The organism is Paenibacillus sp. BJ-4 (assembly GCF_020404765.1).
In the GTDB taxonomy this organism is placed as follows: Bacteria; Bacillota; Bacilli; order Paenibacillales; family Paenibacillaceae; genus Paenibacillus.
Window position 1 is genome coordinate 19,571 of record NZ_JAIVEM010000091.1, and the last position, 25,668, is coordinate 45,238.

27 protein-coding genes are annotated in these 25,668 nt (G+C 47.9%); 9 read left to right on the forward strand and 18 right to left on the reverse strand.

Going from position 1 to position 25,668, the window contains the following annotated elements; genetic code table 11:
* Complete coding sequence (gene tsaE, locus LCF57_RS16135; RefSeq protein WP_152380793.1) at positions 1-480, reverse strand: tRNA (adenosine(37)-N6)-threonylcarbamoyltransferase complex ATPase subunit type 1 TsaE; 480 nt, start codon at positions 478-480, stop codon at positions 1-3.
* A 134-nt stretch (positions 481-614) separates the two neighbouring features.
* Between tsaE and LCF57_RS16140 the strand changes: the two genes are divergently transcribed.
* The gene (locus LCF57_RS16140) at positions 615-1,145 is read left to right on the forward strand and encodes a cysteine hydrolase family protein (RefSeq protein ID WP_226001614.1); all 531 of its coding nucleotides are present in this window, start codon (positions 615-617) and stop codon (positions 1,143-1,145) included.
* A gap of 152 nt (positions 1,146-1,297) precedes the next feature.
* Here the strand turns inward: LCF57_RS16140 and LCF57_RS16145 are convergent, their stop codons facing one another.
* Positions 1,298-1,531 (reverse strand): helix-turn-helix domain-containing protein, encoded by a 234-nt coding sequence (locus LCF57_RS16145; protein ID WP_226001615.1) that lies wholly within the window; start codon positions 1,529-1,531, stop codon positions 1,298-1,300.
* A 144-nt stretch (positions 1,532-1,675) separates the two neighbouring features.
* Complete coding sequence (locus tag LCF57_RS16150) at positions 1,676-2,263, reverse strand: DJ-1/PfpI family protein (protein ID WP_226001616.1); 588 nt, start codon at positions 2,261-2,263, stop codon at positions 1,676-1,678.
* Positions 2,264-2,922: 659 nt separating this feature from the next.
* Between LCF57_RS16150 and LCF57_RS16155 the strand changes: the two genes are divergently transcribed.
* From LCF57_RS16155 to LCF57_RS16170, 4 genes are read left to right on the forward strand one after another with little or no spacing between them, the layout of a single operon-like run.
* Positions 2,923-4,107, forward strand: a complete 1,185-nt coding sequence (locus tag LCF57_RS16155) for an acetyl-CoA C-acetyltransferase (RefSeq protein ID WP_226001617.1) — start codon at positions 2,923-2,925, stop codon at positions 4,105-4,107.
* Between the two features lie 54 nt (positions 4,108-4,161).
* Positions 4,162-4,902 (forward strand): acetoacetate decarboxylase, encoded by a 741-nt coding sequence (locus LCF57_RS16160; protein WP_226001618.1) that lies wholly within the window; start codon positions 4,162-4,164, stop codon positions 4,900-4,902.
* Between the two features lie 39 nt (positions 4,903-4,941).
* The gene (locus LCF57_RS16165) at positions 4,942-5,607 is read left to right on the forward strand and encodes a CoA transferase subunit A (protein WP_226001619.1); all 666 of its coding nucleotides are present in this window, start codon (positions 4,942-4,944) and stop codon (positions 5,605-5,607) included.
* Positions 5,604-6,260: a 3-oxoacid CoA-transferase subunit B gene (locus LCF57_RS16170; protein ID WP_226001620.1), complete on the forward strand. Its 657-nt coding sequence runs from the start codon at positions 5,604-5,606 to the stop codon at positions 6,258-6,260. Before LCF57_RS16165 ends, LCF57_RS16170 begins: the two co-directional genes overlap by 4 nt.
* Positions 6,261-6,673: 413 nt before the next feature.
* On the opposite strand, the gene LCF57_RS16175 is transcribed toward LCF57_RS16170, so the two are convergent.
* Both LCF57_RS16175 and LCF57_RS16180 read right to left on the reverse strand, forming a co-directional pair.
* Positions 6,674-6,853 (reverse strand): H-type small acid-soluble spore protein, encoded by a 180-nt coding sequence (locus LCF57_RS16175; RefSeq protein WP_226001621.1) that lies wholly within the window; start codon positions 6,851-6,853, stop codon positions 6,674-6,676.
* Positions 6,854-6,901: 48 nt separating this feature from the next.
* On the reverse strand, positions 6,902-7,141 hold the full coding sequence (locus tag LCF57_RS16180; RefSeq protein ID WP_226001622.1) for a hypothetical protein: 240 nt from the start codon (positions 7,139-7,141) through the stop codon (positions 6,902-6,904).
* A gap of 208 nt (positions 7,142-7,349) precedes the next feature.
* Here LCF57_RS16180 and LCF57_RS16185 point away from each other — a divergent pair, with 208 nt between their 5' ends.
* Positions 7,350-8,270, forward strand: coding sequence for a Ku protein (locus LCF57_RS16185; protein ID WP_226001623.1), 921 nt, complete (start codon positions 7,350-7,352; stop codon positions 8,268-8,270).
* A 45-nt stretch (positions 8,271-8,315) separates the two neighbouring features.
* Here LCF57_RS16185 and LCF57_RS16190 read toward each other — a convergent pair whose 3' ends face one another.
* From LCF57_RS16190 to LCF57_RS16225, 8 genes are all read right to left on the reverse strand, one after another.
* Positions 8,316-10,172 (reverse strand): ABC transporter ATP-binding protein, encoded by a 1,857-nt coding sequence (locus tag LCF57_RS16190; protein WP_226001624.1) that lies wholly within the window; start codon positions 10,170-10,172, stop codon positions 8,316-8,318.
* 20 nt (positions 10,173-10,192) lie between these two features.
* Entirely contained in the window at positions 10,193-11,719 is a 1,527-nt protein-coding gene (locus tag LCF57_RS16195; RefSeq protein ID WP_226001625.1) for a nucleotidyltransferase family protein, read from the reverse strand.
* Between the two features lie 46 nt (positions 11,720-11,765).
* Positions 11,766-12,251, reverse strand: a complete 486-nt coding sequence (locus tag LCF57_RS16200; RefSeq protein ID WP_226001626.1) for a lasso peptide biosynthesis B2 protein — start codon at positions 12,249-12,251, stop codon at positions 11,766-11,768.
* Between the two features lies 1 nt (position 12,252).
* Positions 12,253-12,555 (reverse strand): lasso peptide biosynthesis PqqD family chaperone, encoded by a 303-nt coding sequence (locus LCF57_RS16205; protein ID WP_226001627.1) that lies wholly within the window; start codon positions 12,553-12,555, stop codon positions 12,253-12,255.
* Positions 12,542-13,597 (reverse strand): serine kinase, encoded by a 1,056-nt coding sequence (locus tag LCF57_RS16210; RefSeq protein WP_226001628.1) that lies wholly within the window; start codon positions 13,595-13,597, stop codon positions 12,542-12,544. Before LCF57_RS16210 ends, LCF57_RS16205 begins: the two co-directional genes overlap by 14 nt.
* Before the next feature lie 136 nt (positions 13,598-13,733).
* The gene (locus LCF57_RS16215; RefSeq protein WP_013369856.1) at positions 13,734-13,862 is read right to left on the reverse strand and encodes a paeninodin family lasso peptide; all 129 of its coding nucleotides are present in this window, start codon (positions 13,860-13,862) and stop codon (positions 13,734-13,736) included.
* 54 nt (positions 13,863-13,916) lie between these two features.
* Positions 13,917-15,842, reverse strand: coding sequence for an asparagine synthase-related protein (locus LCF57_RS16220; protein WP_226001629.1), 1,926 nt, complete (start codon positions 15,840-15,842; stop codon positions 13,917-13,919).
* Positions 15,839-17,125 carry a sulfotransferase family protein gene (locus LCF57_RS16225; RefSeq protein ID WP_226001630.1) on the reverse strand — a complete coding sequence of 429 codons (1,287 nt, stop codon included), beginning with the start codon at positions 17,123-17,125 and terminating at the stop codon, positions 15,839-15,841. Before LCF57_RS16225 ends, LCF57_RS16220 begins: the two co-directional genes overlap by 4 nt.
* A 222-nt stretch (positions 17,126-17,347) precedes the next feature.
* Here LCF57_RS16225 and ligD point away from each other — a divergent pair, with 222 nt between their 5' ends.
* Entirely contained in the window at positions 17,348-18,250 is a 903-nt protein-coding gene (ligD, locus tag LCF57_RS16230; RefSeq protein ID WP_226001631.1) for a non-homologous end-joining DNA ligase, read from the forward strand.
* Positions 18,251-18,322: 72 nt separating this feature from the next.
* Here the strand turns inward: ligD and LCF57_RS16235 are convergent, their stop codons facing one another.
* Together LCF57_RS16235 and cls are read right to left on the reverse strand one after the other, a co-directional pair.
* The gene (locus LCF57_RS16235) at positions 18,323-19,267 is read right to left on the reverse strand and encodes a YitT family protein (RefSeq protein WP_226001632.1); all 945 of its coding nucleotides are present in this window, start codon (positions 19,265-19,267) and stop codon (positions 18,323-18,325) included.
* A 192-nt stretch (positions 19,268-19,459) separates the two neighbouring features.
* Positions 19,460-20,890 (reverse strand): cardiolipin synthase, encoded by a 1,431-nt coding sequence (gene cls / locus LCF57_RS16240; RefSeq protein ID WP_226001633.1) that lies wholly within the window; start codon positions 20,888-20,890, stop codon positions 19,460-19,462.
* A 124-nt stretch (positions 20,891-21,014) separates the two neighbouring features.
* Between cls and LCF57_RS16245 the strand changes: the two genes are divergently transcribed.
* Together LCF57_RS16245 and LCF57_RS16250 are read left to right on the forward strand one after the other, a co-directional pair.
* The gene (locus LCF57_RS16245) at positions 21,015-22,046 is read left to right on the forward strand and encodes a M23 family metallopeptidase (protein WP_226001634.1); all 1,032 of its coding nucleotides are present in this window, start codon (positions 21,015-21,017) and stop codon (positions 22,044-22,046) included.
* 19 nt (positions 22,047-22,065) lie between these two features.
* Positions 22,066-22,536, forward strand: a complete 471-nt coding sequence (locus LCF57_RS16250) for a bactofilin family protein (protein WP_226001635.1) — start codon at positions 22,066-22,068, stop codon at positions 22,534-22,536.
* 39 nt (positions 22,537-22,575) lie between these two features.
* Here LCF57_RS16250 and LCF57_RS16255 read toward each other — a convergent pair whose 3' ends face one another.
* The 3 genes from LCF57_RS16255 to LCF57_RS16265 all read right to left on the reverse strand — a co-directional run bounded on the left by LCF57_RS16255 (position 22,576) and on the right by LCF57_RS16265 (position 25,577).
* A complete protein-coding gene (locus LCF57_RS16255; protein ID WP_226001636.1) occupies positions 22,576-23,661 on the reverse strand; it encodes an AI-2E family transporter in 1,086 nt (361 codons plus the stop codon).
* A gap of 220 nt (positions 23,662-23,881) precedes the next feature.
* Complete coding sequence (locus LCF57_RS16260) at positions 23,882-24,664, reverse strand: ABC transporter permease (protein WP_226001637.1); 783 nt, start codon at positions 24,662-24,664, stop codon at positions 23,882-23,884.
* Complete coding sequence (locus LCF57_RS16265; RefSeq protein WP_226001638.1) at positions 24,657-25,577, reverse strand: ABC transporter ATP-binding protein; 921 nt, start codon at positions 25,575-25,577, stop codon at positions 24,657-24,659. Before LCF57_RS16265 ends, LCF57_RS16260 begins: the two co-directional genes overlap by 8 nt.
* Between the last annotated feature and the right edge of the window lie 91 nt (positions 25,578-25,668).

A 25,668-nucleotide genomic window follows, 5' to 3' on the forward strand; every position in this document is an offset into this window, starting at 1 on the left:
TCAAACTCCATTCTCCCGCAAACTGCGGCACCATTGTTCATAAGGCTCGCCATACCCGGTTAGATGAATTAAGCGCTCACCGACATCTGTCGTCTCTATATACATGTGAAGCCGCTGCTTCGGCAATATATCGGGTATAATACTCCCCCATTCCACCAGACATACTCCAGTCCCATAAAAATATTCATCCAGCCCAAGATCCTCTGCCTCATCCTGGGTAATGCGATACACATCCATATGGTACAAGGGCAATCTGCCTTCATACTCCTTGATTAGCGTAAAAGTCGGGCTGTTTACTATACCCGGGACACCCAAATGGCTGGCAAAAGCTTTGGAAAAGGCAGTTTTACCTGCTCCCAGATCTCCGTCCAGCACGATTACCGTGCCGGGAACGGCTTGTGCAGCCAAAAAACCAGCCAAAGCCCCGGTCTGCGCCTCTGCGACAGAACGAAACGTAAACTGTTCCTGCGAAATTGTCATATGTCTTAATCACCTTTCGTCCGATCGGACCGTTCCAACTTGTCCTTTATTATATAGTTCACCTTATGTCGCCGCAAGGCATGAAGACATGCTATTGTATGTTAAGTAAGACACACAAGGAGGGAATCGATTCGATGGGACAAACCGTTTTACTCATTATTGATGCACAGCAGGCTATGTTCATGTATGATGAGAAGCTGTATCGTGAGCAGGAAATTATAGCACATTTACAGCAGCTTTTGGCCAAAGCCAGAGCGGCAGGCACACCGGTGATTTTTGTGCAGCATACTGAGGAAGCGGATGAGGATTTCCGGGAGAACAGTACAGGCTGGGCCATCGCCGACGTGGTGCGTCCTCTTCCTCATGAACGAATTGTGCGTAAATCGTCCTGGGACAGCTTTTATCAAACCGAATTGGGCGATGTGCTGAAGGAACTGGGGGCCGATCAACTCGTAATCGCGGGAATGCAGACTGAGTTCTGCCTCGACACGACTTGCCGAAGCGCCTATAGTCTGGGATACCAGAACAACGTGCTCGTATCGGATGCGCATAGTACATTTGATAGCAAGGTGCTGAGCGGTGAACAAATTGTAGCTCATCACAATGCGATGCTTGGCAATCGTTTTGTGCGTTTGCTTGCGACAGCGGATGTACATTTTTCATGAGTTGTTGAAGTGAAACTTCTACATTCCAAGCCGATTGCCTTCAAGCAAGTCGGCTTCTTTTTTGTTTACCCCAAAAAACCGCAGAATAAAAAAACACTGACGTTATAACGTCAATGCTATTGGTAACTCAGGTATATGGATTCTACATAAGTTTATTCAATATTTTCTTTGGCATTCGGTATGTACTCTAGAAGATCACCCGGAGTTACACCTAATCCTCGACACAATGCACCTAGTGTATCGTAATCTATCCGTTTGGTTGCGTTACCAGCAAGCGAAGTAATGGTGTTTCGACTCACTCCTGTTAAATCCACTACATCTTTGTTTTGCAGTCCCCGCTCTCGCATAATATCACCAAGGCGACAACGTATACTTAAAGGGTTCATAAAATTCCTCCAAAAAATAAGCACAGGATGTTGACATATAAAACAATATTAGATATGTGGCTAAACAATCGTGGAGACATTAAACTTAATTTTATAAAAAGCAGTAAATAAAGCTCTATTTGATTCAATTCACAGGTTTTTTTGCTATCTCGCAAAAGGGTCATCATTTTTATTGGCATTCCAAATGTATTCAATTTGATTGGCAACTTGTTGAGCTTTTTCAAGACCAAATTGGTCAGAAACAAAGCCTAAGGACATATCCATTCCAGCAGATACACCGGATGAAGTATAGAACTTTCCATCTACTACCCATCTTGCGTTTGGAATCCAGTCAACTTCCGTGTCGATAGATTTGACCCAATCAAAGGCTAATTTATTGGATGTGGCACGCCTGTTTTTTAACAAGCCTGTTTTGGCAAGTAGTGCAGAACCTGTACAGACAGTTATACAAAAATAGGACTGTTCGGCAATCTCTTTGACCTGTTTCATAAATTGATCGTCATGGATTAAACTTCTTGTCCCCTGTCCGCCTGGGATCATGAATATACCATCGGGGTTTGCTTGTGCAATGGGGTCTGTAACAATCTTGGTTTTTTGCCGGCTCTCAATAATCCCCCCATCCATAGAGAAATATTTTAAGTCATAAACTTCTGGTAGGCGACCAAAAATCTCAACGGGTCCGAATACATCCAATGTTTCAAAATCATCGAACAAGCATATGTTAAAGTCCATACGGCTCACTTCCCTATAAATATTAATCATACTATACACCCGGTTTCCTGAATTAGACAATATAAAAAAGCACCCTTTCGAGAGACACCGTTAGCAAGAAGCAAGCTGGCACAATTATGACGAAGATCATGAATATTTAAAGGTAAAGCCGTCTTCAGATAATTCTGGAGGGCTTTTTTTTATTTCCCAGCGATGAGTTAGATGCTATTTGCGAAGAAAAGGAAGGACGTGATTAAGAGGAAGGTGTGCAAACTCAACGATTGGCCTCGTTTTTTCACATGTTGATTGGAAATTTCATTTTTAACATAAAATTCAATTAATAATCATTAATTTCAGAAAAGCCAAGAAATTAACAGAAAACATTAGAATGGCCTATTTATTTTGGAGTATATGGCTTTATAAGCATCTGTATATAGATATATGTAAATATTTGAACATTGAGCAAAATTTGCATTAGAACTATGATGAAACTGGTTTTAATTTCCAACGAAAGAAGGCGATCGAACCGTCACACTCACCGTCTTAGGCACCATGATATGCCCGCAAGCAAATGTATCTTGCAGTCGCTGCGTTTCTTAGGTTAAGAGCGGAAATTACGAATTGAAGTGCAGTCATGGATGTATTGTGTCTTGAACACAGCGAAAGGAATGTGAGTTTTTATGAAAAAAGTAGCTTTAGTAAGCCCGTTGAGAACAGCGGTCGGCTCTTTTAACAAAACCCTTGCGCCCCTAAGCGCTCCTGAACTGGGAGCAATTGTGATGACAGCATGCCTTCAGCAAAGTAAATTAGAGCCTTCTTTGATTGATCAAATTTATTTGGGAAATGTTCTTCAGGCGGGCAATGGCCAAAATCCTGCCAGACAGGCGGCACTAAAAGCCGGTATCCCCATTGATGTACCCGAATCAACGATAAACACGGTTTGCGGTTCAGGACTTCATGCCGTCGGTTTAGCCTACAATTCAATATTGGCGGAACAAGGCGACATCGTCTTGGCCGGAGGCATGGAGAGCATGTCGAATGCCCCTTATCTGTTAAGAAATGCAAGAAACGGCTACAAGCTTGGCAACGGTGAATTGGTAGACTCCCTGGTGGCCGACGGCCTAACATGCCCGATCAACCATTACCACATGGGAATTACCGCAGAAAATGTTGCCGAGAAATATGGAATTTCAAGACTTGAGCAAGATGAATTTGCCTATGAAAGCCAGATAAAGGCTGTAGAAGCAAAAAACAATAAGGTTTTTGAAGAGCAGATTGTTCCGGTCATGATTAAAACCAAAAAAGAAACTATGTATTTCACGGAGGACGAACACATAAGAGGAAATACAACGAAAGAAAAACTTTCTCATTTAAAAACTGCGTTTAAGGAGAACGGAACGGTTACCGCCGGAAATTCTTCGGGAATCAATGACGGCGCAGCAGCTATGCTTGTAGTGTCGGAAGACAAATGTAAGGAACATGCGTTAAAGCCGTTGGCATATATCAAGGGTTATTCACTTGTTGGCGTTGACCCTGCATATATGGGAATGGGACCGGTGAAAGCCATTTCGTCACTTCTTAAGCAACAGGGATTATCCATCGATGCCATTGATCTTTTTGAAATTAATGAAGCGTTCGCCGCACAAGCATTAGCTGTATTGAAAGAGCTTGGGGTCAGTCCGGAGAAGGTGAATGTCAATGGCGGCGCGATCGCGATCGGGCATCCTGTCGGTGCAAGCGGTGCTAGGATATTAGTTACGTTGGTTCATGAAATGGTGCGAAGATCTTCACGTTACGGCATAGCCTCGTTATGCATCGGAACGGGAATGGGTATAGCGATGCTGGTTGAAAATGCACTCATTTAAAGTGCGTGTTCAAGATGACTTTTGAACAACCTCTTAAAAGGAAGGAAGATCGCTATGAATCAAAAAGATGTACTTTCACTCCAATCCATGCCTGCGGCCAGCGGCAGTTATGGGCGCCCGCCATGCCGCTTCATCAACCGGGAATTTTTTATCATTACCTATGAATCCGATCCCGCTGCGATTAGACAGGCGGTCCCGGAACCTCTACAGCCGGATGGAAGCAATACGGTTGCCTATGAATGGATCAAGATGCCCGATTCATCCGGTTTAGGAAGCTATGAGGAAAGCGGTATTGTCATTCCCTGTACTTTTCACGGAGAACCCTGTAATTTTGTTGCCCAAATGTATTTGGATAACGCACCTGCTATTCTTGGGGGACGTGAAATCTGGGGATTTCCTAAAAAATGGGCGAAGCCTCGCCTGATCGTTGAGGATACGGAGACGCTGACGGGTACATTGCATTATAATAACGTCCTGGTGGCCATGGGAACCACCCCTTTCAAATATAACATTCTTGATGAAAAGGAAACGGCTAAAGCCATCGCAAAAACGCAAGTTAATTTAAAATTAATTCCTGATGTTGACGGTACCCCTAAAATTGCTCAGTTAGTGGCGTATAATCTCGAAAATATTACTGTAAAAGGCGCCTGGTCAGGGCCTGCCAGATTAAGCCTGATCCCCCATGTCAACGCTCCTGTGGCAGATTTGCCGGTTAAGGCTTATATTGGCGGAAAACATTTTATTGCCGATTTAACGCTTCCATATGGAAGAGTCCTCTACGATTATCTCCAATAAAGTTTACTTTCCTAAAAATAGATATAAGGAGACGGAACCATGAATAACAAAGTAATCTCCGCTGAAGAAGCAGTTAAGAAGGTCAAAGACGGAGACACGGTGATGGTCGGAGGTTTTCTGGCAGGAGGCTTTCCGGAGGACCTGGTGCGTGCGCTTGTCGACACAAATTCCGCAAGCAATCTTACGATTATTTCCAATGATACAGGTACACCGGAATTATCTATCTATAACCTTGTAAAAAGCGGCAGAGTAAAGCGGATTTTTGCATCCTATATCGGCTCCAATCCGGAAACGGGAAGGCTCCTTATGACGAAAGAAGCGGAGGTTCAACTCTTCCCGCAAGGCACGCTCGCTGAAAAAATACGCGCAGGAGGAGCCGGTTTGGGCGGTATTTTAACACCTGTAGGTGTAGGCACCATTGTAGAGGAAGGAAAAAAGAAAATCAAAATTGACGAAAGGGAATATTTGCTCGAACTCCCGCTCAAAGCGGATGTGGCGCTAATCAGAGCCCATAAGGCTGATGAAGCGGGGAATCTTGTCATCAATGGCTCTTCACGCAACTTCAATTTAGTTATGGCTACAGCGGCAGAGTATGTAGTTGCTCAGACAGACGAATACGTAAAGACGGGAGAAATTGACCCCAATCATGTCAATGTTCCCGGAATATTTGTCGACGCAATTGTAAAGGTGGGTGAAAACGCATGAATAACAGAGAATTCATTGCCCGAAGAATAGCCCAGGAATTCAAAAATGGCGAAGTTGTCAACCTTGGTGTTGGAATGCCTACAATGGTAGTGGACTATATCCCCGACAACATTCATATTATGCTGCAGGCTGAGAACGGAATCCTCGGTGTAGGCCCCAAAGCGGCCCAGGGAAAAGAAAGACTCGATTGTATCGATTCAGGCGGAAACTACGTTACAACTGTGGAAGGAGCTTGCTTTTTTGACAGTTCGCTTTCATTTTCCATCATCCGCGGAGGGCATGTGGATATCACTGTTTTGGGCGCACTGGAGGTCGATGAGAAAGGCAACCTTGCAAGCTGGATGATCCCAGGGAAAAAGGTGCCGGGCATGGGGGGAGCCATGGATTTGGTGGTCGGAGCCAAGAGAGTGATTGTAGCCATGGAGCATGTGAACAAAAATGGGGCGCCGAAAATACTAAAACAATGCAAGCTGCCCCTGACTGCTGTAAATGTTGTAAAGACCATAGTAACCGAAAAGGCTGTCATCGATGTTATTCCCGGTAGAGGGCTGATGTTAAAGGAAATTGCTCCAGGTTTAACGGTGGAAGACGTTCAAATGGTAACAGAGGCTGAACTGATAGTTTCACCACATTTGAAGGCCATTGCAGTGTAAACTTGTCGACGAAACTTAATTGATTTGGCAAAGGACACCGTCACGTCTTCAATGGGGGGGCTGCAAGGCCTGTGTGGATTGATCCCTAAGGAGGCTCGAGTTCTCTCGGTTGCATTCATTTTTACAAGTAGGGTTCGCTAATTGCTCATTGAGCAATTGCGAGCCTTTTTTGTTGGAGTGGAACATGAAGCAGTATTCTCCTACTAAAAGCCAATTTGGGAGCCTACTAGGACAGCTTGTCAAGTAAGCTCCCAGATCAAGAGAGAAGCTTTTTGTTAGCGCAGGTGCTTATACCCAGCAAAGATAGAGACGGGCAGACTAAATGTCAGTGAAATATGCTCTACTTCAGCCTTTACGCCGCTTCTTCATTCACACGATGCAAGCCTGCGATCAGCAGATGTTGGGGCCATCTCCTATTGTTCTTCCAGACGATCCACACTGACGGTTTGGGTATTGGTGGGTCTGCTGCCTATCTGTACAGTGGCCATACCGTTCGCTTCGTCTACATGCTCAATCCAGATCGGTTTGCCATCTAATTGTACGGCAATGGTATCGGGCGAATCGTAAATCGCTTTTGCTCGTTCTGCATTCATGCTATTCTCCCCCTGCTGATTGTTTTTGTGCGCATTAATATAGGTGACCTAGTCCTCATCTATAATCCGTTCAACGTCCAATGAAGGGATGCTATGGGAAGGCGCAGTTGAAACCACAGCCTCCAAATCCACATGACCCACAGCTACGGGAAAAGGCGGCCGGATTCCATGGGAAAGGGCAAACTCGGGCGGCAATGCATCCTGTTCGCCTCCGGCGGGCCCCCGAAAGGCGATGTGACTTTGACCCACACGATGACTGATCTGCCGAGGATAGGATTTTCCGGGCATAAATTGTGACCTCCTTTTGAATCGGATATGCCTTACTATGCACCAAAAAAGCAGCAACCATGCGCTAGTGAAAGCAATTCGCAGCCTTCATTTACACCTCATACAATCCTTTGTACGAAGCATACTAAGTGAAAAATGATATGCTCACAGCCGAGCGTTGAGAATCGAATGATGCAAATGCGGATTAAAGAAAAGGAGGACTGGCGGTATGCATACGGTCTGGAAAGGCGCGATCAGCTTCGGGCTGGTTCATGTGCCAGTTAAAATGTTTTCAGCGACGGAGGACAAGGATATTTCCATGCGTTATATTCACAAGGAGTGTGGAAGTCCACTAAGCTATGTACGAAAGTGTCCCGTTTGTGATAAGGAGGTTGAATGGGAGGAAATTGGAAAAGGGTACGAATATGAGAAGGGAAAATTCGTCATGTTCGACAAGGAGGAACTGGAGCAGGTCAGCGGACAAGCGGATAAAAATATCGTCATTTTGGATTTTGTGGATCTGCAGGAAATTGATCCGATTTATTTTCAAAAAACATATTATTTGTCCCCGGATCAGGCTGGCTCGAATGCGTATAAGCTGCTTATGAATGCGATGAAGGATACCGGAAAAATCGGTATTGCCCAAATCGCTATCCGTTCCAAAAGCAGCCTGGCAGCTATTCGAGTGCTGGATGAATGTTTGGCGGTGGAGACGATGTTTTACCCGGATGAGATTCGTCCCATTGCTCAAGTTCCTAATTTACCGGGGCAGGAGGAGGTTAAAGAGAAGGAGCTGACGATGGCAAAAATGCTGATTGAGCAGCTATCTACACCTTTTGACGCAGCCAAGTATACGGATCAGTATCGCGAGCGCCTACTGGATCTCATTCAGCATAAAGTGGCCGGAGAAGAGGTGCGAGTCGCCCCAACACAGCCGCAGACCAATGTCGTGGATTTAATGGCTGCTCTTCAGGCTAGTATTGAGGCCGTGAAGCCCGTCGTTACCGATCCCGGTCCTGCTGCTGCCGCGAAAAAACGCCCTGCGCGTAAACCGGCAGCCCCAACAGCACAGCAGGCGGTGGCAGGCGATAACATCTCTCCGACTCCAGTCAAAAAGAGAAGAAGCACTGCCAAACGTAAAGAAACTTGATGATGAAAGTTGATAATGAAACTTAAGATAAATACTGAGAACTGGCTAAGGGGTGGCGGTGACACTGCTTTGATACGACAGCAGTTGGCTGAACGCCCCCCGCTCCTCTTGTTCCAGCTGCCGATAGTTCCCTTGCTGTATGATCTCGCCTTGCTCCAGTACGACAATTTGATCCGCATGACGAATCGTTGACAGGCGGTGAGCGATGACGATCAGCGTCATTTGACCTTTCATCCGCTCCAGCGCCGCCTGAATTGCGGCTTCATGCTCACCATCAAGCGCACTTGTAGCTTCATCCAATATGAGTACCGGAGGATGATGCAACACAGCCCGTGCTAATACCAATCGCTGACGTTCCCCTCCAGACAGACGAATCCCGCGATCCCCAATGACAGTGTCCAGCCCTTGGGGCAGTCTGGCAACAAAACTGTCTGCGGCAGCAAAATGCAGCGCCTCCCATAGCTGCTTCTCGCTCGCCTCCTTATCCGCCAGCTTCAGATTTTCACGAACGGTGGCATGAAACAGAAAAGGGTCCTGTGATACGTATCCAAAAGATTGCCGCCATTGTGGTAGGAGTTCGTCATCCAAAACACGTCCATCTATTTTAATCTCCCCTTGGGTTGGACGCAGAAAACCCATCAGCACATCGACCAGCGTACTCTTGCCTGCTCCCGATTTTCCCACAATGGCTGTCATCCCTTGGGCAGGTATGAACAGATTAATTTGGCGCAGTGCAGGCTCTGCTGTACCATCATAGCGAAAATCCAGACCATTGCATTCAATCCCGCTACGCAGGAACAAGGGGGGACGTGCAGATGTAGATACATAAAGTCCCGATGCAGCGGATGGAACGCGGGCCGCAGAGGATGTAATTGCAAGCAACGACGGATCTGAGAAAGCTTCGCATTCCTGCTGGACTTTGCTCACACTTTCAAAAGCAGAGATCATGGACATGATATATTCCAAACTCGCTTGAATAAGAGCAAACCTCGGCCATAAGCGGGAAAATATGAGGATCAACACGATTAGCTTTTCAGGTGAGACATGCAGCCATTGCAGGGACGCGAATATAAGGCAAACGACAAATACAGCTGCCGCTGTGCGATGCAAAAACTGCGTGGTGGCATTTTGCCGGACAAATTGGGTCGAATTATCTTCCATACGACGCGTCAGGGAGCGAAACCAATCTATATTGGCAGCCTCCAGCAAATTGCTTTTAATATCCTTCATTCCATTCATATGATCGGTGATGCCGGCAAAATAAATCTGTGAAAGCTCAGTGGTACGGTCACCTAGCTGCTTAGCATTTCGGATGGAGCGGCGGAACACGACAAACAGCCCCAAGCCACTCAGGAATACCAATCCGGTTAAGGAAGGGGACAGCCAAAAAGCCAGTGCAATCTGGATCAGCGTAAACATGACGGCTGTGGTGAGTTGAAGAAGCAAATTGGTTCCCTGACTGACACGAGCCAGTTCGGTCGTCATCACATGGCTGAAATCAGATTTACGCTGGCGCAAATAAAAAGTCCACTGCGCCTTCATAAAGGAGGTATACACGTCTATTCGAAGCGAACGCATAAAACGCTGTTGAATCTGTGAGTTCAGAATAGATTGGTAACGCTGAAGCAAAGCCTGCCCGGTAAGCAGCACCACAAAAAGCAGCAGCATCCCCGGCAATAGCCAGTTTTTAGGAATATATGGCAAGAAATGATCCAATCCACCGGACAGAAACGGTAGCCCTGAATGATCGGCAAATACGCCGATAGCCGCCAGCATAGGCACAAGCATATAAATGCCAAAGCCCTCCAGCAGACTGATGATCATCATACATCCGATATTGAGCAATAACGCACCGCCGTTCACGGTGTACAGCTTGGTTATATACAATCGCAGGTGAACCATAACGCACACTCCTTATCGGGTCAGTGCTTTGAAAATCGCCGTTTCAGCCATAGAAATGGACGTAAAGGGATGTACAAAAAATGCAGCTTGCGAGGCAGCGGCAACATAACCGGATCACCCGTAGAAGGAAACAAGCGGCTGATCAGATAAAGCAATCTGTGTCTTGGCTCCTTTAAGGAAAGCAAGTAAGCTCGGCTAATGGACTGAGAGCTGACCGCTGTAGCTGTAGCTTCAGCAACGCCAGAGCTGGAGGCGATTGTAGTAGCCCCCATGGATCCGGTGAGACTGCTCACAGCAGTGTTCACCGTGTTACCTGTCACGTTGCTGGCATCTTTTTCGATGCTAGTAGCGTGACATACGGCGTGCAGGGTGGCTTCACCAGAAGCACCGCCAGCTACTGCAGCGCCGACTGAGGCAAGGCCACCCGTAGGGGTGTCCTCCATCGGCTGCGTCAAAGCTATGCTGTGCAACAGCTCTGACGCAGCCGTTCCGTTCGTATCCGGCCCGCTGGCAACCGGGTACGGTGCGGGTACGCTGGCCTGCATGAAGGCCAGCGCGCTTAGCGCGAGCCTATGCGCCTGCCGGGTCGCCGATATCGGACGCATCGGCTCCGGTATTGGCGTACCCAGCAGCGCAGCGGCGAGCGTCCAAGCCTGCCCGCCCGCAGGCAGCCCCCCATAGCGGCGCAGCAACAGCAGCAGCGCCTCCCAATCGACAGCACGTACTGCAAGCCTGTCGATGTCGATTAGCCAGCGCAGCCTGAACCAGCCGTGACGGGCCCCATGGGCGCTCAAGTACATGAACTGATCCTCACAGCCGAGTGTGTACGTACTGGTTGCCATCGCCGTCATGTTGTCAGCGGATGTCGACTGTACCCTCCGACTCGCACCTGCAGGTTCACTGAATTGTCGGCGGTTCCACAATTCATCAAATGAGGGTTCCCCGCTCGCATCCGGGTGAAGACGCCAATGCAGCTCCACCTCCACTCGCTTTTGCAAATGCAGGAAGGATGTATGATGATCCTTCCACTTCCAGCTGCCAAGGACACGCGCCTCACCGCTTTTGGACTCATAGCCGGCTTCCCGTATCCAATGCTCGGCTTCATCCATATCATTCGGCGCAATGAGCAAATCTACGTCCTTGGAGGTACGCAGGGAAACATCCCCGTACAATTGCTGCGCCAGTGCAGGCCCCTTGAGTATAAGTACACGGATGCCATGGGCCATAAGTAGCTTGGTCAGACGCACAGCCTCTGCTTGGAGATGGAGCATACGCAGCGTATTTCGATGATATTGCGCCTGAAGACTCCCCAGCAATTGTGAGGGAATGACCGGATGATTCAATTTTTTCAGTTCGAGATATATGAGCGGCACTACCCGATGATGATCTGCCAGACGCAACAGGCGAGCCCAATCCAGCTCATAAATATGGGCAGCAATGAACGTCTGCTGCCATGGAGCAGCGTCTTTTTGCAATAAAGAGAGTAACAGCGTTAATTCCTGATCCTCTTTCCAATGGGCAAGTTCCAGAAGAGACTTGGTGGGCATACTTTCTTCTCCTTCGATTCTTTAAACATCCTTTTGTCTCATCGCATTAAAACAAAGAACGGCGTTTATTCGCCATTTTTGTATTCGTAGCCGCCACAGCTCGTCTCCCGAATAGACCCACCACAGTAAACGCCTCCATCTCCCGTTCACCTGTAACATATATCGGTCCGCTTCGTACCCAAGCATGGGCCGCTAACCGTCCCGCAGCATTTTTGGCTGTACCCAGATACAGCGTGCAGTCCAGTTTTCTACGCCCCAGCAACGTCATTGCGGCGGAGGCCTGTACAAGACAGCTACTGCGCCATGGGGTGTAACGGCTTGCCAGCTCCACAGCGTGTGAAATATGCCGAATGGACTTTTCCTGCTGCGTGTCACATTGCCAAGAGGTTTCTTCCATACGTGTCCCCCATTGGCCTGAGTAATCCTCAAAAGAACGAAGCTGGCGAAGCCTCGCCCAGCCCAGCGCCAGCCAGGCCTCTGGCAATAATCTCCTGACTTCTGGAGCCAGGAGAAGAAGCCGTTGTATCCGCATATTAGAACATCTCCCGCTGGAGTTTTAGCAGTCCTTCCCGTTCCAGCTCAGCCACAAAGGCATGTACCTGCTGTCTGCACTGTTCCTCGTCCACCTCATACTCATCTGTCAGGATAGCTACGATCTCTCCGAGTGAAGGACTGGACTCCGCCAATTCCCAGATACGTCCTCCCGTAAAGCCCAGGTTATAATATTTTCCAGTGTTGATGCTCATCATGACCTTTTCCCCGTCCATGTCACTGACATAGACCTCTTCACTGTACATGACGCGGTGATGGTCCTTGGCTGGATCAGTGGCTGCCATAGCTATCTTCCTCCTTATGAATGAGTTCAAGTACCCGTTGTACAATCTCGGACGCGGTAAAAGCGGAGCTATTCCGAAGCAGCCGCCAGCCCTCCACTTTCCGAGCCATCTGGGCCGACGTTCCAAAATACCATTCACCCAAACCCATTCGCGGAATAGTCACCCTACGATATGTATGCAGTAGTAATGTATGCAAGCACTCCAGTACGTTTAAGGACTGTTCCGTAACTGCGGGTATCTCGCCCTCGCACTGCAATTTACGGCTGTGAGCCTCTGCCACAAGCTCGAATACGCCCGCCAGAGGAAGCGGTTCGTTATAAAATTCGTCTACTATGGGAACGGCATATTTATTCAATTCACCTGTAAGCTTACGCAGATCCCCGTATTGTGGCATCGCAGGATTGCCGTCAGTTAGAACAAGCCTGTTCTTTGGGGAGCGTACATGCTTATTGCCCTGTAAAGTCTCCAGTTGAAGCAAGCTGTCCAGCCCCAACTTTTGCTGCGGATAAGCCGGATAAACAATAGGCGCAGATGCCGTAGTTTTCACAGCAATAACGTCATCGCTAACCATCTGATAGCCTGCCTGTCTAAAAGCAGCCGCCAGCGTCGATTTTCCCGTACCGGATTCGCCTACAAAAGCATAGGCCTTGCCCCCGATGACTATCGCGCTCCCGTGAATAGGCAATATCCGTCTTTGCATCAGAAGAACACCCATGCATGTACCTAGCACAAACAACCGCACAGTTTCCATATCGGCCCCGGAGTGAATGCATACCTCGATCTCTTTGCCTTCCCTGACGGCATATATGGCCGTGCCGGGTATTTGAAACATAAAGCGTTCGCCCTGCATCACAAAATTGGTCTGCTCAAGCCGATCACTCCATGCTGTCAAATCTGCCTGACGAATGACCACATCCTCTACCATCCCGGAAGATGATCGTATCAGCTCAGGAAGCTTCAATTCACTCGCAATCCTAAGTCCAAAGGCTGTATATTGGGCCCAACCGACACTTGCACTCCTGTCATGCACGATAGGACTCACTCCCTCTGCCCTTTAAAAAATCCCGTCTTTATTTCCTTGAGTAGCATCTCTACCTCTACCCCAAGAGAAATAAAGACGGTTAGCAATGTCTATCTTATGACTCCCAGCCCACATAGGCTGTAATGTATGATTTCTGTTAGCTTGGATTATAAAGATCGGCATCGTGATCGGACACCCAATCAATCTGTTTCCAACCTTTACCAGCCATCGTCTGGTTAATATCCAGCACCTCTATCGTCGGTTCCTGCCATTCTTTTTTACTCATCTCATCACCTCCCTTCCAACGGATGACCAACGCTCCGACGGGATCAAATCGAAATCAATTCAATCCACAAAGAAAACGGTACACGATCAGACTGTGCATAAGCAGTCGTATATGGGGATCGGATGCCTGTTCAGGACGGGGATCGCGGAGTTTCGACATGGCCGTCTTTATAAATTCTATATTGAGATATTCGGCGGCTCGTAAATCATGACACATCAATTGAAGCTCCCCCATAAAGGTATCCCAGCAAGGGATCATACGGTGTAACCAATCTGCAGGCTGCACGCCGCGCACACGCTGATTCAACCGAACATCATCAGGCAGATGATCCTGCATAGCTTTACGAATGAGCGCCCGGTCTCGACCGTTTTGCACATATTGCTCAAAAGGTACGGATAAGCAAAAGCGAATCACTCGGCTGTCTCCGGTCGGATCACGTTCCCACAGGCCATAACGCAAAGAAAGTTTGGTCGCAACTACACCATTTTTGTTGGCAATCGCCAGGTTCGAAAATTTCTCTCTTCTCGTCTGATCGGCATTCTTCATCCAGCCTGTTCCGCTTAATACAGGAACATTTTCTACATGCATCCGTTTGGCAAACTCTGGGTGAATCAGCGAAGGAACCGGACTTCGTTGACCACGAAATAACGATGCACGGGAATCGAGCGAAGTCGCCTTTTTCAGCATCATGGGCAATAGACGAGACATACGTCTTCCAGTCAGCCTGCTGTAGTGCCACAAGCCCCGAAAGGATTGCAACCAGTGCAAACGGCGAAACTGACGGGCATAATAGTCCAGTGCAGGGCCCCATGAAACGGTAAAGTTGCCTCGTGCCCCGGTCAGCAGTACACCGACATTGTGTTCCTGTGCTTTTTCATAAAAACCTCTGATCCAGAAGGAATTTTCAAAATATTTGTAGGGAGCTTCCATGAGCTCCAGCCAAATATCAATTTCCGAAAACGGGCTTTTCCCCTCAAAATCCATATAATTTTCGTGAATGTTGCCTACATAGCGAGCCGTAGACTGAATATAGCTTCGCTCGTTCGCCAGCAATGCAGGCGATGTCCAATCCTTAAAATCCTGAACAGGTACATAGCTGTACGCATACAGCGGCTTTTGCTGCAATTGCAGCGATGGTGCGGCAAAGCTGGCAACCGCTCCAGAATCCAATCCCCCGCTCAAGGCAGCCCCTACGGCGCGATGCGTTCGTAATCGGGCAGTGACCGCCTGTGAGAATACCTCGCGGAATGCTTCTATGTACTCGCCTCCCGATTTGAGCCGCAGCGGCTCTACCTCATCCAGACATGCATATTTATGGAGAGTTCGCTTTCCCTCCTCCATCGTGAACCAATGTGCAGGAGGAAGCTGGTTAATATGCTTGTAGACGGTCGTGCCGATATCGACGGATTCCTGCATGGCGCGGATGGACAGAAATTCGGCCAACCACGGTTCATGCAGTTCTCTTCGCAGAGAGGATAAGGCCAAAAGCGGAGCTACAACTGTGCTGAATGCAAAGGCTCGGTCATGTTGATAGGTATACAGCGTACGGCTTCCCGTCATATCTCGTGCGCCGTATAAACGTTGTCGCTTGCCATCCCAAATGACAAAGGCAAAATCACCGATCAAATATTGAGGCGTATTCACCTCCCATTTGTCATATGCCAGTAAAATCAGCTCGCTATCCGTGATTTCCTGCCGCCTTTCCTGTCTGACCCCCAGCCGTTCAAACAACTCGGAACGATTGTCCATAATCGCATCCGCGGTAATAGCCAGATCTCGCTGCTCATCATAAAAGGGAAGATGTTCATGGACAGATTCCGGGGTTACATGCTGGGCATGACATCCTAAAAAAATGGAGCCTTCATACCAGGCACATACACGGTCCGCGGGATATTTACGAAGAGCTTGCATCATTTTACCGCCTTCTTCGGTGCTTACGGACTCATGCCCAAAGCTGTAGATTCCGGCAATTGCACTCACGTTCTCCCCCCTTTATCTTTTCCTATACTTGATAACGCCATAGACGCCCAGCGGCCCAGCTTACGGGCAAACAGGCTACGAGATCGAGGACCTTGATTACTGCCTTGATAGATTTCGAGCTGAGCGATAAGCCGTTTACGTTCCTCATAACTATGGGCCAGCCTGTTTTCCAGTGATTGAATCCGTCGTTCATTCACGATCTGTACCATGTCCATCCTTGCAGGATCAAGAGGGGTAGCATGATGTCTTTCATTCATTGCTTTTATTTCGTTTTTCGTAAGTTCCCTGTTATCTGCACCTTGCTCATCCAGCATTCGATAAGCAGTCTTCCATTCAAAACCGCTCTGCTGGAGAAACTGGTGAGTACGTCGGCTAAGCAGCTCTACATCGGCCTCATCCTCAAAGCGTACTCCAGTAATCTGCTCGGCCTGCTCCAGCGCCTCCGCGTAGCCAAGCTGCCTAAATATTCGAGACCCGATGCTTCTGCAATACGACTCGATTTCCTTTTTACTCAACAGGTGTTGCCAGCTATGTACCGAATCCTGATGCGGCTGTACATGCTCACCAACGAACGGATCACCTGCTCCCATGCTATAAAACAAACCGGATTTGGGAGTATCTTCGAAATTCCCGTATTTTTCCATTCCCGGCTCATAATCGATTCCTAGAAAACCGCACAGCTTCTCGATCTCCAGCGCCGGATTGGTTACGAGCTGTTCATACACAAGCGGGTATGCAAGTGGATGAGGTGTGGAAAAATAATGGGCGTAACGGAGCAGACCAACGGTAATATCCGTCATTTTCATATTAAAATGGGGGCTCTCCAGCTCCTCAAGCAATCGAAAACGCCCACCTCGTAGCTGATTGACCTTTTTGAATGAAGCGGCAATAGCCAAGGGATTGCGAATAAGCCATACCCTGCGGGCTGCCGGAAACAAACGGTCTATAAATTCCAGCACCGCATAGTAACGAGGAGATTTATCAATAAGCATATCTGCCGTTGTGCCTTGAAGCAGACCATTATAGATTTCATGCGCATATGAACGAGAGGCCTGCTCCAATACATGCGGAGGGACCATACCTTTAAAAAATTGCCGAAGAATTCCCGTTCCTCCATACGGTCGTGTATGGGACTGAGGAAGATCATGCAGACTGAGTAAAAACCACATTTCCTGCGTGGCAAACAGGCGTGAATGGTTTTGCAAAATGGTGGTAAGCAGTGAGCTTCCGCTCCGTGGGACACTCAGTAGGAATATCAGACCCCCACCTTGCTTTTCAATCAAGAATACTCCTCCTCTTGCTCTGCTCAAGACACTTTAATAGATACATTTCGTATTTTATTATAAATTTATGATACATAATGTATCTTGTCAATCCCTTTGATGGATAAATTGTGTACATGACGCTCATCCTAATCCATAAGTGCATCTTGTACAGGCGATAGCGGTCGCCACATGTAACTTTTCAGCTCAGCTTATGTGAGGTTAAAGAAGGAGCGTAGCATTATGGGACAAGCTGTTAAAGGTACGATTACCATTGAAGGTCAGGAAATTCCCATCACCAACCCGAATAAACCACTGTGGCCGGAAGCCGGTGTGACCAAAGCGTTATATCTTCGCAAGCTTGCAGTGTTGGCGCCTTTCCTGCTCAAATATTGCCAGCATCGCTTGCTGACCGTCATCCGCTGGCCACATGGCATTCACGGGGATTTTTTTTATCAGAAAAATGCTCCACATCCTCGACCAGATTATATTGAAACCACGTTGCATGACGGTATTGAATATATCGTGCTTAACAAGCTGCCACAATTGCTATGGCTCGGCAATCAAGCTGCGCTGGAATTTCATCCCTCCCTGCATCAAGCGGGAAGCCATTTGCCGTGTGAATGGATGATTGATTTGGACCCGTCCAGAGAAGTAGAGCCACGCATTATGGAGGCTGCCTCCATCGTCGGTGAAGTGCTGGCTTCGCTTGGTTTGGAATCGGTCCCCAAAACATCCGGAGCCACCGGAGTGCAAATTATCGTTCCGATTCGAACAGGCGTAACCTTCGACGAGCTTCGCAGCATCGGACTGCTGGTCGGACAATTTGTGACGGAAAAACACCCGCATCTGTTCACACTGGAACGATTAAAGAAGGATCGTGGAACAGCCATCTATTTTGATTATTTACAGCATTATCAGGGGAAAACGCTGGCTGCTCCCTATACCCCGCGGGCACGCCCCGGTGCAACTGTATCCACTCCGCTAACATGGGAAGAGGTACGGCGGGATGTATCACCGCTTGACTACCATTTGCTGAATATTGAGGAACGGCTAAATCAGATAGGCGACTTGATCGGCAAGGTTCCTCCCCAGCCTGTCGAGGATGTTCTAAAGCATATGCGTGCCAAGGCTGGTCCAATCTGATGGCTGCCTACACAGAACAAAAGAAGGGGACAAATCCTACAACCGTAACGGCCGAGAATTTGTCCCCTTGAGCTAGTGTATTCCTTTTTTCTTAAAGCGTCCGCCCTTCACATCGTGAATGTTACCAATCGCCACAAAAGCGTGGGGGTCCCAGTCTTCAACGATGTTCTTCAGCTTCGCTTCCTCCAGACGGGTGATAACGACGAAAATGACTTTCTTGCTTTCGCCTGTAAAGCCGCCTTCACCTTCCAGATAGGTCACGCCCCGTCCAAGACGGTCTGTCAGAGCATCTCCAATATCGCGGTATTTATCACTAATAATCCAGACCGATTTGGACTGATCCAGACCTTCAATCGTAATATCAATCATTTTCATGGCAATATAATAAGCAATCATGGAATAGAGGGCATTCGGCCAGCCGAATACAAAGCCTGCACTTCCCAGAATGAAGATGTTAACGAAAAGTACGATCTCACCGACCGAAAAAGGAGTTTTTTCACTGACGAGAATAGCTACGATCTCTGTTCCATCCAGCGAGCCGCCGGACCGAATCACAAGCCCGACCCCAACGCCGAGAATAACACCGCCAAAGATAGCGCCGAGCAGCGGTTCGCCAGGAGTCAATGCACTTACATTGTGAAGTAATGCGGTTCCGATGGACATTACAATAATGCCGAATAATGTGGATAAAGCGAAGGTTTTACCGATTTGTTTGTAGCCGATAACCAGAAATGGAAGGTTCAACAGGGTCAGGAAAATACCGAGCGGGTAGCCAGTAATCTTGGAGGCCATAATGGAGATACCTGTAACGCCTCCGTCAATAACGCCGTTGGGAACCAGGAATATTTCCAGGCCCACTGCCATCAGAGCCGCACCAACCACAATCATGGCTGCACGCTGCAACAGGCGTTTTGCTTTGTTCTTCGGATTAGCTGGAATTTTGCTGATCTTGGTCAACTCTCCGGTCACATCTGTGATCTCAGATAAATTTTGGACTTCCTTGCTCACTACACTCATATATAAATCCCCCCGTTACAGTATGATAATATTGGACAAAAAAGGGGCTGCTATCCGCAGCCCCTCTTCTTTACCGCGTTATTTATATATATAGTATATCATAAAATTGTGATTTTGCGTAAAAAAGTTAGTAAAAAGCACATAAATCTCAATAAAGCGGGATTTTATTGATAAAAACGGCGAAAATCGCCTTTAAAGGAGTGGAGAGAGCATGCGAGCTAGAATTTCAGCTGTTTTCTGCGCTCGCGACCGTCTACGGAATACATGTAAATCTATGCGCGAGGAGTTGGAAATGTCCTCTTCAAAATCAGTGGAAAGACGTTCCAGCACTGAATGCGCAAAAAGTACAGCAGTCAGCTCAAAATTATAGAAAAAGCTGCGCATGTCCATATTGGCAGTCCCAACCGAGCCAAGTAAGTCATCCACAATCACCACTTTGGCGTGAATAAATCCTTTTCGATATTGGTAGAACTCCACTCCCGCCTCCAGCAGTTCCTGCACATAGGACACAGACGCCAGATGAACCAGCTTCGAATCTGATTGATATGGAATAATAATCTTCACATCCACACCGCTAACCGCTGCCAGCTTAAGCGCCTCATAAATAGCCGGGTCAGGAATAAAATACGGTGTCGTAATCCAGATCCGCTCCTTGGCAACCGACAGCGCTCCAAAGCACATCTCCTGAATCGTATCCCATACCTGATCGGGACCGCTGCTCAATATCTGTACCTCCTCATCTCCTGAACAGGTATGCGGCGGAAACAAATTTGCATCCATCAGCCTCTCGCCCGAGGCGAGCTTCCAGTCGCTCAGAAATACATTTTGCAGAAAATAGACGCTATCTCCTTCAATCTGCAAATGCGTATCCCTCCAAAATCCTACCTTAGGATATTTACCGAGATAATCGTCGCCTACATTGATTCCGCCCACAAATCCAATGATTCCATCCACCACCAAGATTTTACGGTGATTTCGGTAGTTGATCCGCCGATCCAGCGTAGCAAAAAATGGAGGCAGAAAATAATGAAAATCTACTCCCGCCTCGGTACAAGTGCGGATAAAAGAATAGGGCAAATTGTAGCTTCCCACGCCGTCCACCACAAATCGTACTTTTACTCCCTCACGTGCCTTGCGGATCATGACCTCCTGAAACTTTCTTCCGATTTCGTCCGCCCGGAATATGTAAAACTCCACATGAATATGATGCTGCGCCTGCTCCATCGCGGTCAGCATCGCTTCAAAGGTCTCTTTTCCGTTGGTCAGGACACGCGTACGATTGCATCCAGTCAACGGATTTTCAGACATGCGAATTAACTGGTTAAACAGACGCTCCTGATGTCTGAAATGGGGATTGTGCATTTGTTCCACCTGCTCAATCACCCTCGATTGAGCCCACAGGCGCTCCCGGAATTCACGAAACAGCTGTGATCCTGCTTTTCGAATCATTTTGCGCTTCTTATAATCCTGTGCTACAAAGTAGTACACGACAAAGCCAATAAGCGGAAAGCAGAACAAAATGAATAGCCAGGCTACTGCTTTGGACGGCTTCCGGAATTCAAAGAGCAGGATCGTTCCGGTCTGAAAAATAAAAACGATTAAAACCAACAGCAACCACAGCATGTCCAAGCCTCCTTGTATATCTACGTTTTATACCAAGCTCTCCAATTTTTTTGACATGTTTGCCCCTTTAGCTGAATAGATAGTAACCAAGCACTATAGGAGCGATGTCCGGAAAGGAGCGATTATGAAAAAAGGAAGCCTAAATCGCCGGATGACCTTGCTTGTCATTCGGGATGCACAGCAACCACCCAAGCAGCTGCAATGCTCTACAGCCGCTGTCATTCTCGTCCCGACCCTTGTGATCGCGTCCATCTCTACACTCGTGATCGGGCTGCAAATCCGTTCTTCCCATATTATTTCCCAAATGGAAACGAATCTTGCTGTCCAGAGTTTGCAGATGGAGGTTACAGTAGCAGACAAGGATGCAGCCATCGGGCGACTACGACGCGAGGTCATGGAGCTGACGAATCAAGCGACCAGTATTCGTGAACGCCTCCAGCGCATAACGGAATTGGAACAGCAAATGCAGCAATTTATTCGTAAACACGGAAATTCATCTAGCGCAAGCAGCAATAAATCAACCATAACTCCGCTCTCCTGGGATGCCTCCGGCCATACCGGGGGCGAACTCATTGCAGTTCATGAAAATACAGCCCTGCTGGCTCGCCAGGCCATGGATGATTTTCAGGAGATCGAATCCCTGCTGGACACGGTGGAGCGCACGGTTCCCCGCTCTATTCAGCAGGCAAATGCCGTACAACAAGATCTGGAGCGTAAACAAGCTGCGCAACTACTCCAGACCCGCAGGCTGGCTCTTGCCGAGCAAGGGAGGCCCTCCGTTTGGCCTGTAGGCTCACGCCGAATGTCCTCCAGCTTCGGTTATCGCAGCGATCCAATTACGGGCAAATCAGCTTTCCATTCAGGCGTGGACATCGCCGGACAAACGGGAGATCCCGTCTATGCGGCAGGGGCTGGCACCGTACTGGAGGCCAATTCCAGCGGAGCCCGCGGCAAGTGCATTATCATCCAGCATCCTGACGGACTCCAGAGCTGGTATATGCACCTGAGCGGAATGCAGGTGGCTCCGGGAGATCGTGTCCAAAAAGGACAGACCATCGGCCTGCTGGGAAGCACCGGAAGAAGCACGGGACCTCATCTTCATTTTCAGATCGTCAAGCAAAACCAGCCTGTCGATCCATTACTGTATGTACAATAAAAGATTGGGGGAAACCATCATGTTCAAAGAATCGAAAAAAAAGCTCTCCGCCCCTGTAACAGATACGCTGCTGGCTAACGGCACCAGCTTTGAAGGTACTGTTGAGGCAGAGGCCAATATTCGGATTGACGGCCATTTTCAAGGTGATATCCGCAGCACTCGTACCGTTATCATTGGAGAAACCGCTGTTGTACGCTCAGACATCATTGCACGGGACGTCGTTCTTGCCGGCAAGGTATTCGGCAGCATCACCACAGAGGGACGGCTGACCATTACGCCGACAGGCGAACTATACGGGAATACGGCGGCGACCGCATTAGTCATTTCAGAAGGCGGCGTACTGGACGGCACATCTCAAATGATCCGCACGAAGGATGCTGAGCCGTTGACCTCAGCGAATGATTCGAATGATTCGAACGACGAATCCTTAGCCCGTTCCGACAAAAGTCAGGAAAATAACCAAGCTCCCCTGCAATCAGAAGCGGGATAACAGCTAGCGACATGCCTTTAAATCATCCCCATCCTCTACTCATTCCATGATATCCTCCACTCTGCGCTCCAAAAATAAATGGTATACCTTGCGTATGACAATTTTAGCGCACATATACAGCGGAATAACCAGAATAATACCCAGTATACCAAGCAGGTCACCACCAACCAGCAGTAAAATGACAACAGTCAACGGATGAATATCCAGCTGCTTGCCAAAAACTATAGGAGACAGCCAATTATCCTGAATTTGCTGGGCAGCGATGACAACGACCAATGACCAGAGCGCCATGGAAGGCGATTCGAGGAATCCAATGATAAGCACAGGTATGGAAGCCGCCACTGCCCCCACATAGGGAATAAAATTAAGAAAAATCGAAATAACGGCGAGCAGCAAGGCATAGGGCAAGCCAATCATCAGAAATCCAAGGAACATCATCACACCCAGTGCGACATTGATCAGCACCCGACTGACGATAAAGCTGCTGAGCGCACTATCGATATCCTCCATAACCTCCAGTGCGTCCTTGTGATATTTTTTAGGAAAGAAGTTTAGCATTTTAGGACTAAATTTGCTCCCTTCCTTCAGCATGTAATAAAGCAAAATCGGAAAAGTAGCCAACACGATAAAAAAGTAGGACACGAACGATACCAGCTTGACCGAATAATCGGACAGAGCAGATAAGGCTTCGTTAAGCGTATCCGACAGTCGTGACAGCGGGTCTTCACCCGGAGGCAGCACTTGCCTCAAGGATTGATTATGCCGCCATTGGCTCAATTGATCAACCAGACTTTTAATGAGCTTCGGCGCATTTTCAAATAAATTGGTTACCTGATCCCGCAGCGTAGGCCACACACCCCATGAGAAAATAAAAAGCAGCATAGCAATGACCAAATAAATCAGTAATATGGAGATGGGCCGCTTGATTTTTCTCCGTTCCATCATATCCACTATGGGTCTCAATAAATAATAGAAGAAAAAGGACAGCATCAACGGTACGATCAGCAAGCTGACCAGGGACACGATGGGACTGAATATAAAGCTTACTTTGGTGCCTAAATAAATGATGAGTAATAGCATGACAATACCTGTAGTCAGACGAAAAAAACGATTATTTTGCAGCATATCGCGGGCCCCCTCTGATCTGTTTCTCTCTACCCTTTTAAACGCAAAACGACCCTACTGATTGATTCTTGCTGAAAATAGATTGCAATATACCCTGGCACAAAGAAAATGCCGAAAAAAGGACGTCCAAATGGTAGGCATTTGAACGTCCTTTTTGTGATTTCAGCATTTTGCAAAAATTATGATGTTATGAAAAACAGAACCTCTCAGGTACACGGATTTAGGTTGAAACATCCCGTTTTACGAAAACCACCCAGGCAATGGCTATAAATACCACATAATAAGCGGCCAGCACGGTTAGGGAAAAGGTAAGACCAGAGCTTACCGTCCCCGGCGGCATATCAAGATATTTTTTCAGATCCATATGTGTAAAAAGTACGTATTGGGTCCATGCAAAACGATCGGTGTTAAACAAGCCAATAGAGTTATAGACTGTTTTGGTGAACATCATGAACAGCGACAGCCCAATCGCCAAGGCGCTGGAACGGAAAACAGCGGACAGCATAAAAGCAAAGGCCATCGTCACAAATAAAGCGATATAGCTATACAAGAAGTTCAACGTGACGTAAGATATCGGATCACTGAACAACGGAACAGAACCTGCTGGTGCATCCTTGGATAACATCAGCCAAGAGGACAGCGTAACCATTAAGATCAAAATGATCGTTCCAAGCAAACTGAACAAAATAACGGAAATATACTTGGACAACAGTATTTTGCTGCGAGTCCAGGGCCGGATGAGCAGCAGCTTAATCGTTCCCCAAGTAAATTCACCGGCCACCGAATCAGCGGCTACAATGACCGTAAACGTCGTATTGAGGAAAAATGTAAACAACGTCGTCAACGCAATCCCATCCCACACACTGACCTGATCGGAAACCAGGGAAATCAGCATCGGGATCGCAGCAGTAATGACCGCCAGCAGTCCCAGCATAATCCATGTGCGCACACGCAGGTAAATTTTCAGATTTTCATTATGTACCAGCTTGAAGAAATCAGCCAATGGACCCGCCTCCCGTCACTTCCAAAAATTGATCTTCCAGCGTACGGGCAACCGGGCGAATCGCATATACTTTAACTCCGTTTGCAGCCAGCAGGCTGTTCATCTCTGCGATCTGTTCCCGCTCCAGATGAAGCAGCAGTTGATTGCTTTCGATGCGACCTGCTCCGGCAAGCGTATAGGCTTGCTCGGCATCATTTACTTCAAAAGCAATTTCAGTCGTTTGTACTTCTCCCTGAGCGCTCTTCAGTTGCTTGATGTCAACCAGCCGCCCACTCTGAATAATGGCTACACGGTCACACATCAGTTCCATTTCGGACAACAAATGACTCGATACGAATACGGCAATTCCCTCGGTCCGGCTCAATTGACGCAAATAATCCCGCAGTTCGCGAATACCCTGCGGGTCGAGGCCATTGGTCGGCTCGTCCAGCACAAGCAGCTTCGGTCGATGTAAAATCGCCTGAGCTACTCCGAGTCGCTGCCGCATCCCAAGCGAGTAGGTTTTGACTTTATCGTGAATCCGGTTTTCAAGCCCTACCAAGCGTATCGCCTCATCCACGCGCTTCTGGGTTACCCCCGGAGACATTCGTGCAAAATGCTGCAAATTTTGATAGCCAGTCAAAAACTTATACATCTCCGGATTTTCAACAATCGCACCGACATGAGAAATAGCCTTTTCAAAATCCGTATTTATACTGTCTCCACAAATATGAATATCGCCCTTGCTTATCGAAATCAGCCCCACTATCATACGGATCGTGGTCGTTTTTCCCGCACCGTTGGGTCCGAGAAAACCAAATACCTGTCCTGCCGGAACTTCCAGCGTCAGATTGTCCACAATCGCTTTCGAGGAGATGATTTTACTCACACCCTCCATACGTATGACGGGAACCTGTCCTGTCGCTTGCTGCATCCTATGAAACTCCTTCCATCCGGAGTGAAGCCCAGCGTTTTTTACTGTTCATTTCCGGTTTTGGAAGTATTGTACCATATTTATCCTTTCA

Excerpts from the sequence above, each read along its gene's own strand:
- LCF57_RS16215 (WP_013369856.1), bottom strand. The coding sequence starts at position 13,862 with ATGAGTAAAAAAGAATGGCAGGAACCGACGATAGAGGTGCTGGATATT.
- LCF57_RS16235 (WP_226001632.1), bottom strand. The coding sequence starts at position 19,267 with ATGAGTGTAGTGAGCAAGGAAGTCCAAAATTTATCTGAGATCACAGAT.
- LCF57_RS16245 (WP_226001634.1), top strand. The coding sequence starts at position 21,015 with ATGAAAAAAGGAAGCCTAAATCGCCGGATGACCTTGCTTGTCATTCGG.
- LCF57_RS16265 (WP_226001638.1), bottom strand. The coding sequence starts at position 25,577 with ATGCAGCAAGCGACAGGACAGGTTCCCGTCATACGTATGGAGGGTGTG.
- LCF57_RS16195 (WP_226001625.1), bottom strand. The coding sequence starts at position 11,719 with ATGCCCACCAAGTCTCTTCTGGAACTTGCCCATTGGAAAGAGGATCAG.
- LCF57_RS16255 (WP_226001636.1), bottom strand. The coding sequence starts at position 23,661 with ATGCTGCAAAATAATCGTTTTTTTCGTCTGACTACAGGTATTGTCATG.
- LCF57_RS16145 (WP_226001615.1), bottom strand. The coding sequence starts at position 1,531 with ATGAACCCTTTAAGTATACGTTGTCGCCTTGGTGATATTATGCGAGAG.
- LCF57_RS16160 (WP_226001618.1), top strand. The coding sequence starts at position 4,162 with ATGAATCAAAAAGATGTACTTTCACTCCAATCCATGCCTGCGGCCAGC.
- LCF57_RS16185 (WP_226001623.1), top strand. The coding sequence starts at position 7,350 with ATGCATACGGTCTGGAAAGGCGCGATCAGCTTCGGGCTGGTTCATGTG.
- LCF57_RS16200 (WP_226001626.1), bottom strand. The coding sequence starts at position 12,251 with ATGCGGATACAACGGCTTCTTCTCCTGGCTCCAGAAGTCAGGAGATTA.
- LCF57_RS16140 (WP_226001614.1), top strand. The coding sequence starts at position 615 with ATGGGACAAACCGTTTTACTCATTATTGATGCACAGCAGGCTATGTTC.
- tsaE (WP_152380793.1), bottom strand. The coding sequence starts at position 480 with ATGACAATTTCGCAGGAACAGTTTACGTTTCGTTCTGTCGCAGAGGCG.
- LCF57_RS16190 (WP_226001624.1), bottom strand. The coding sequence starts at position 10,172 with ATGGTTCACCTGCGATTGTATATAACCAAGCTGTACACCGTGAACGGC.
- ligD (WP_226001631.1), top strand. The coding sequence starts at position 17,348 with ATGGGACAAGCTGTTAAAGGTACGATTACCATTGAAGGTCAGGAAATT.
- LCF57_RS16170 (WP_226001620.1), top strand. The coding sequence starts at position 5,604 with ATGAATAACAGAGAATTCATTGCCCGAAGAATAGCCCAGGAATTCAAA.
- LCF57_RS16205 (WP_226001627.1), bottom strand. The coding sequence starts at position 12,555 with ATGGCAGCCACTGATCCAGCCAAGGACCATCACCGCGTCATGTACAGT.
- LCF57_RS16150 (WP_226001616.1), bottom strand. The coding sequence starts at position 2,263 with ATGGACTTTAACATATGCTTGTTCGATGATTTTGAAACATTGGATGTA.
- LCF57_RS16175 (WP_226001621.1), bottom strand. The coding sequence starts at position 6,853 with ATGAATGCAGAACGAGCAAAAGCGATTTACGATTCGCCCGATACCATT.
- LCF57_RS16180 (WP_226001622.1), bottom strand. The coding sequence starts at position 7,141 with ATGCCCGGAAAATCCTATCCTCGGCAGATCAGTCATCGTGTGGGTCAA.
- LCF57_RS16155 (WP_226001617.1), top strand. The coding sequence starts at position 2,923 with ATGAAAAAAGTAGCTTTAGTAAGCCCGTTGAGAACAGCGGTCGGCTCT.
- LCF57_RS16165 (WP_226001619.1), top strand. The coding sequence starts at position 4,942 with ATGAATAACAAAGTAATCTCCGCTGAAGAAGCAGTTAAGAAGGTCAAA.
- cls (WP_226001633.1), bottom strand. The coding sequence starts at position 20,890 with ATGCTGTGGTTGCTGTTGGTTTTAATCGTTTTTATTTTTCAGACCGGA.
- LCF57_RS16250 (WP_226001635.1), top strand. The coding sequence starts at position 22,066 with ATGTTCAAAGAATCGAAAAAAAAGCTCTCCGCCCCTGTAACAGATACG.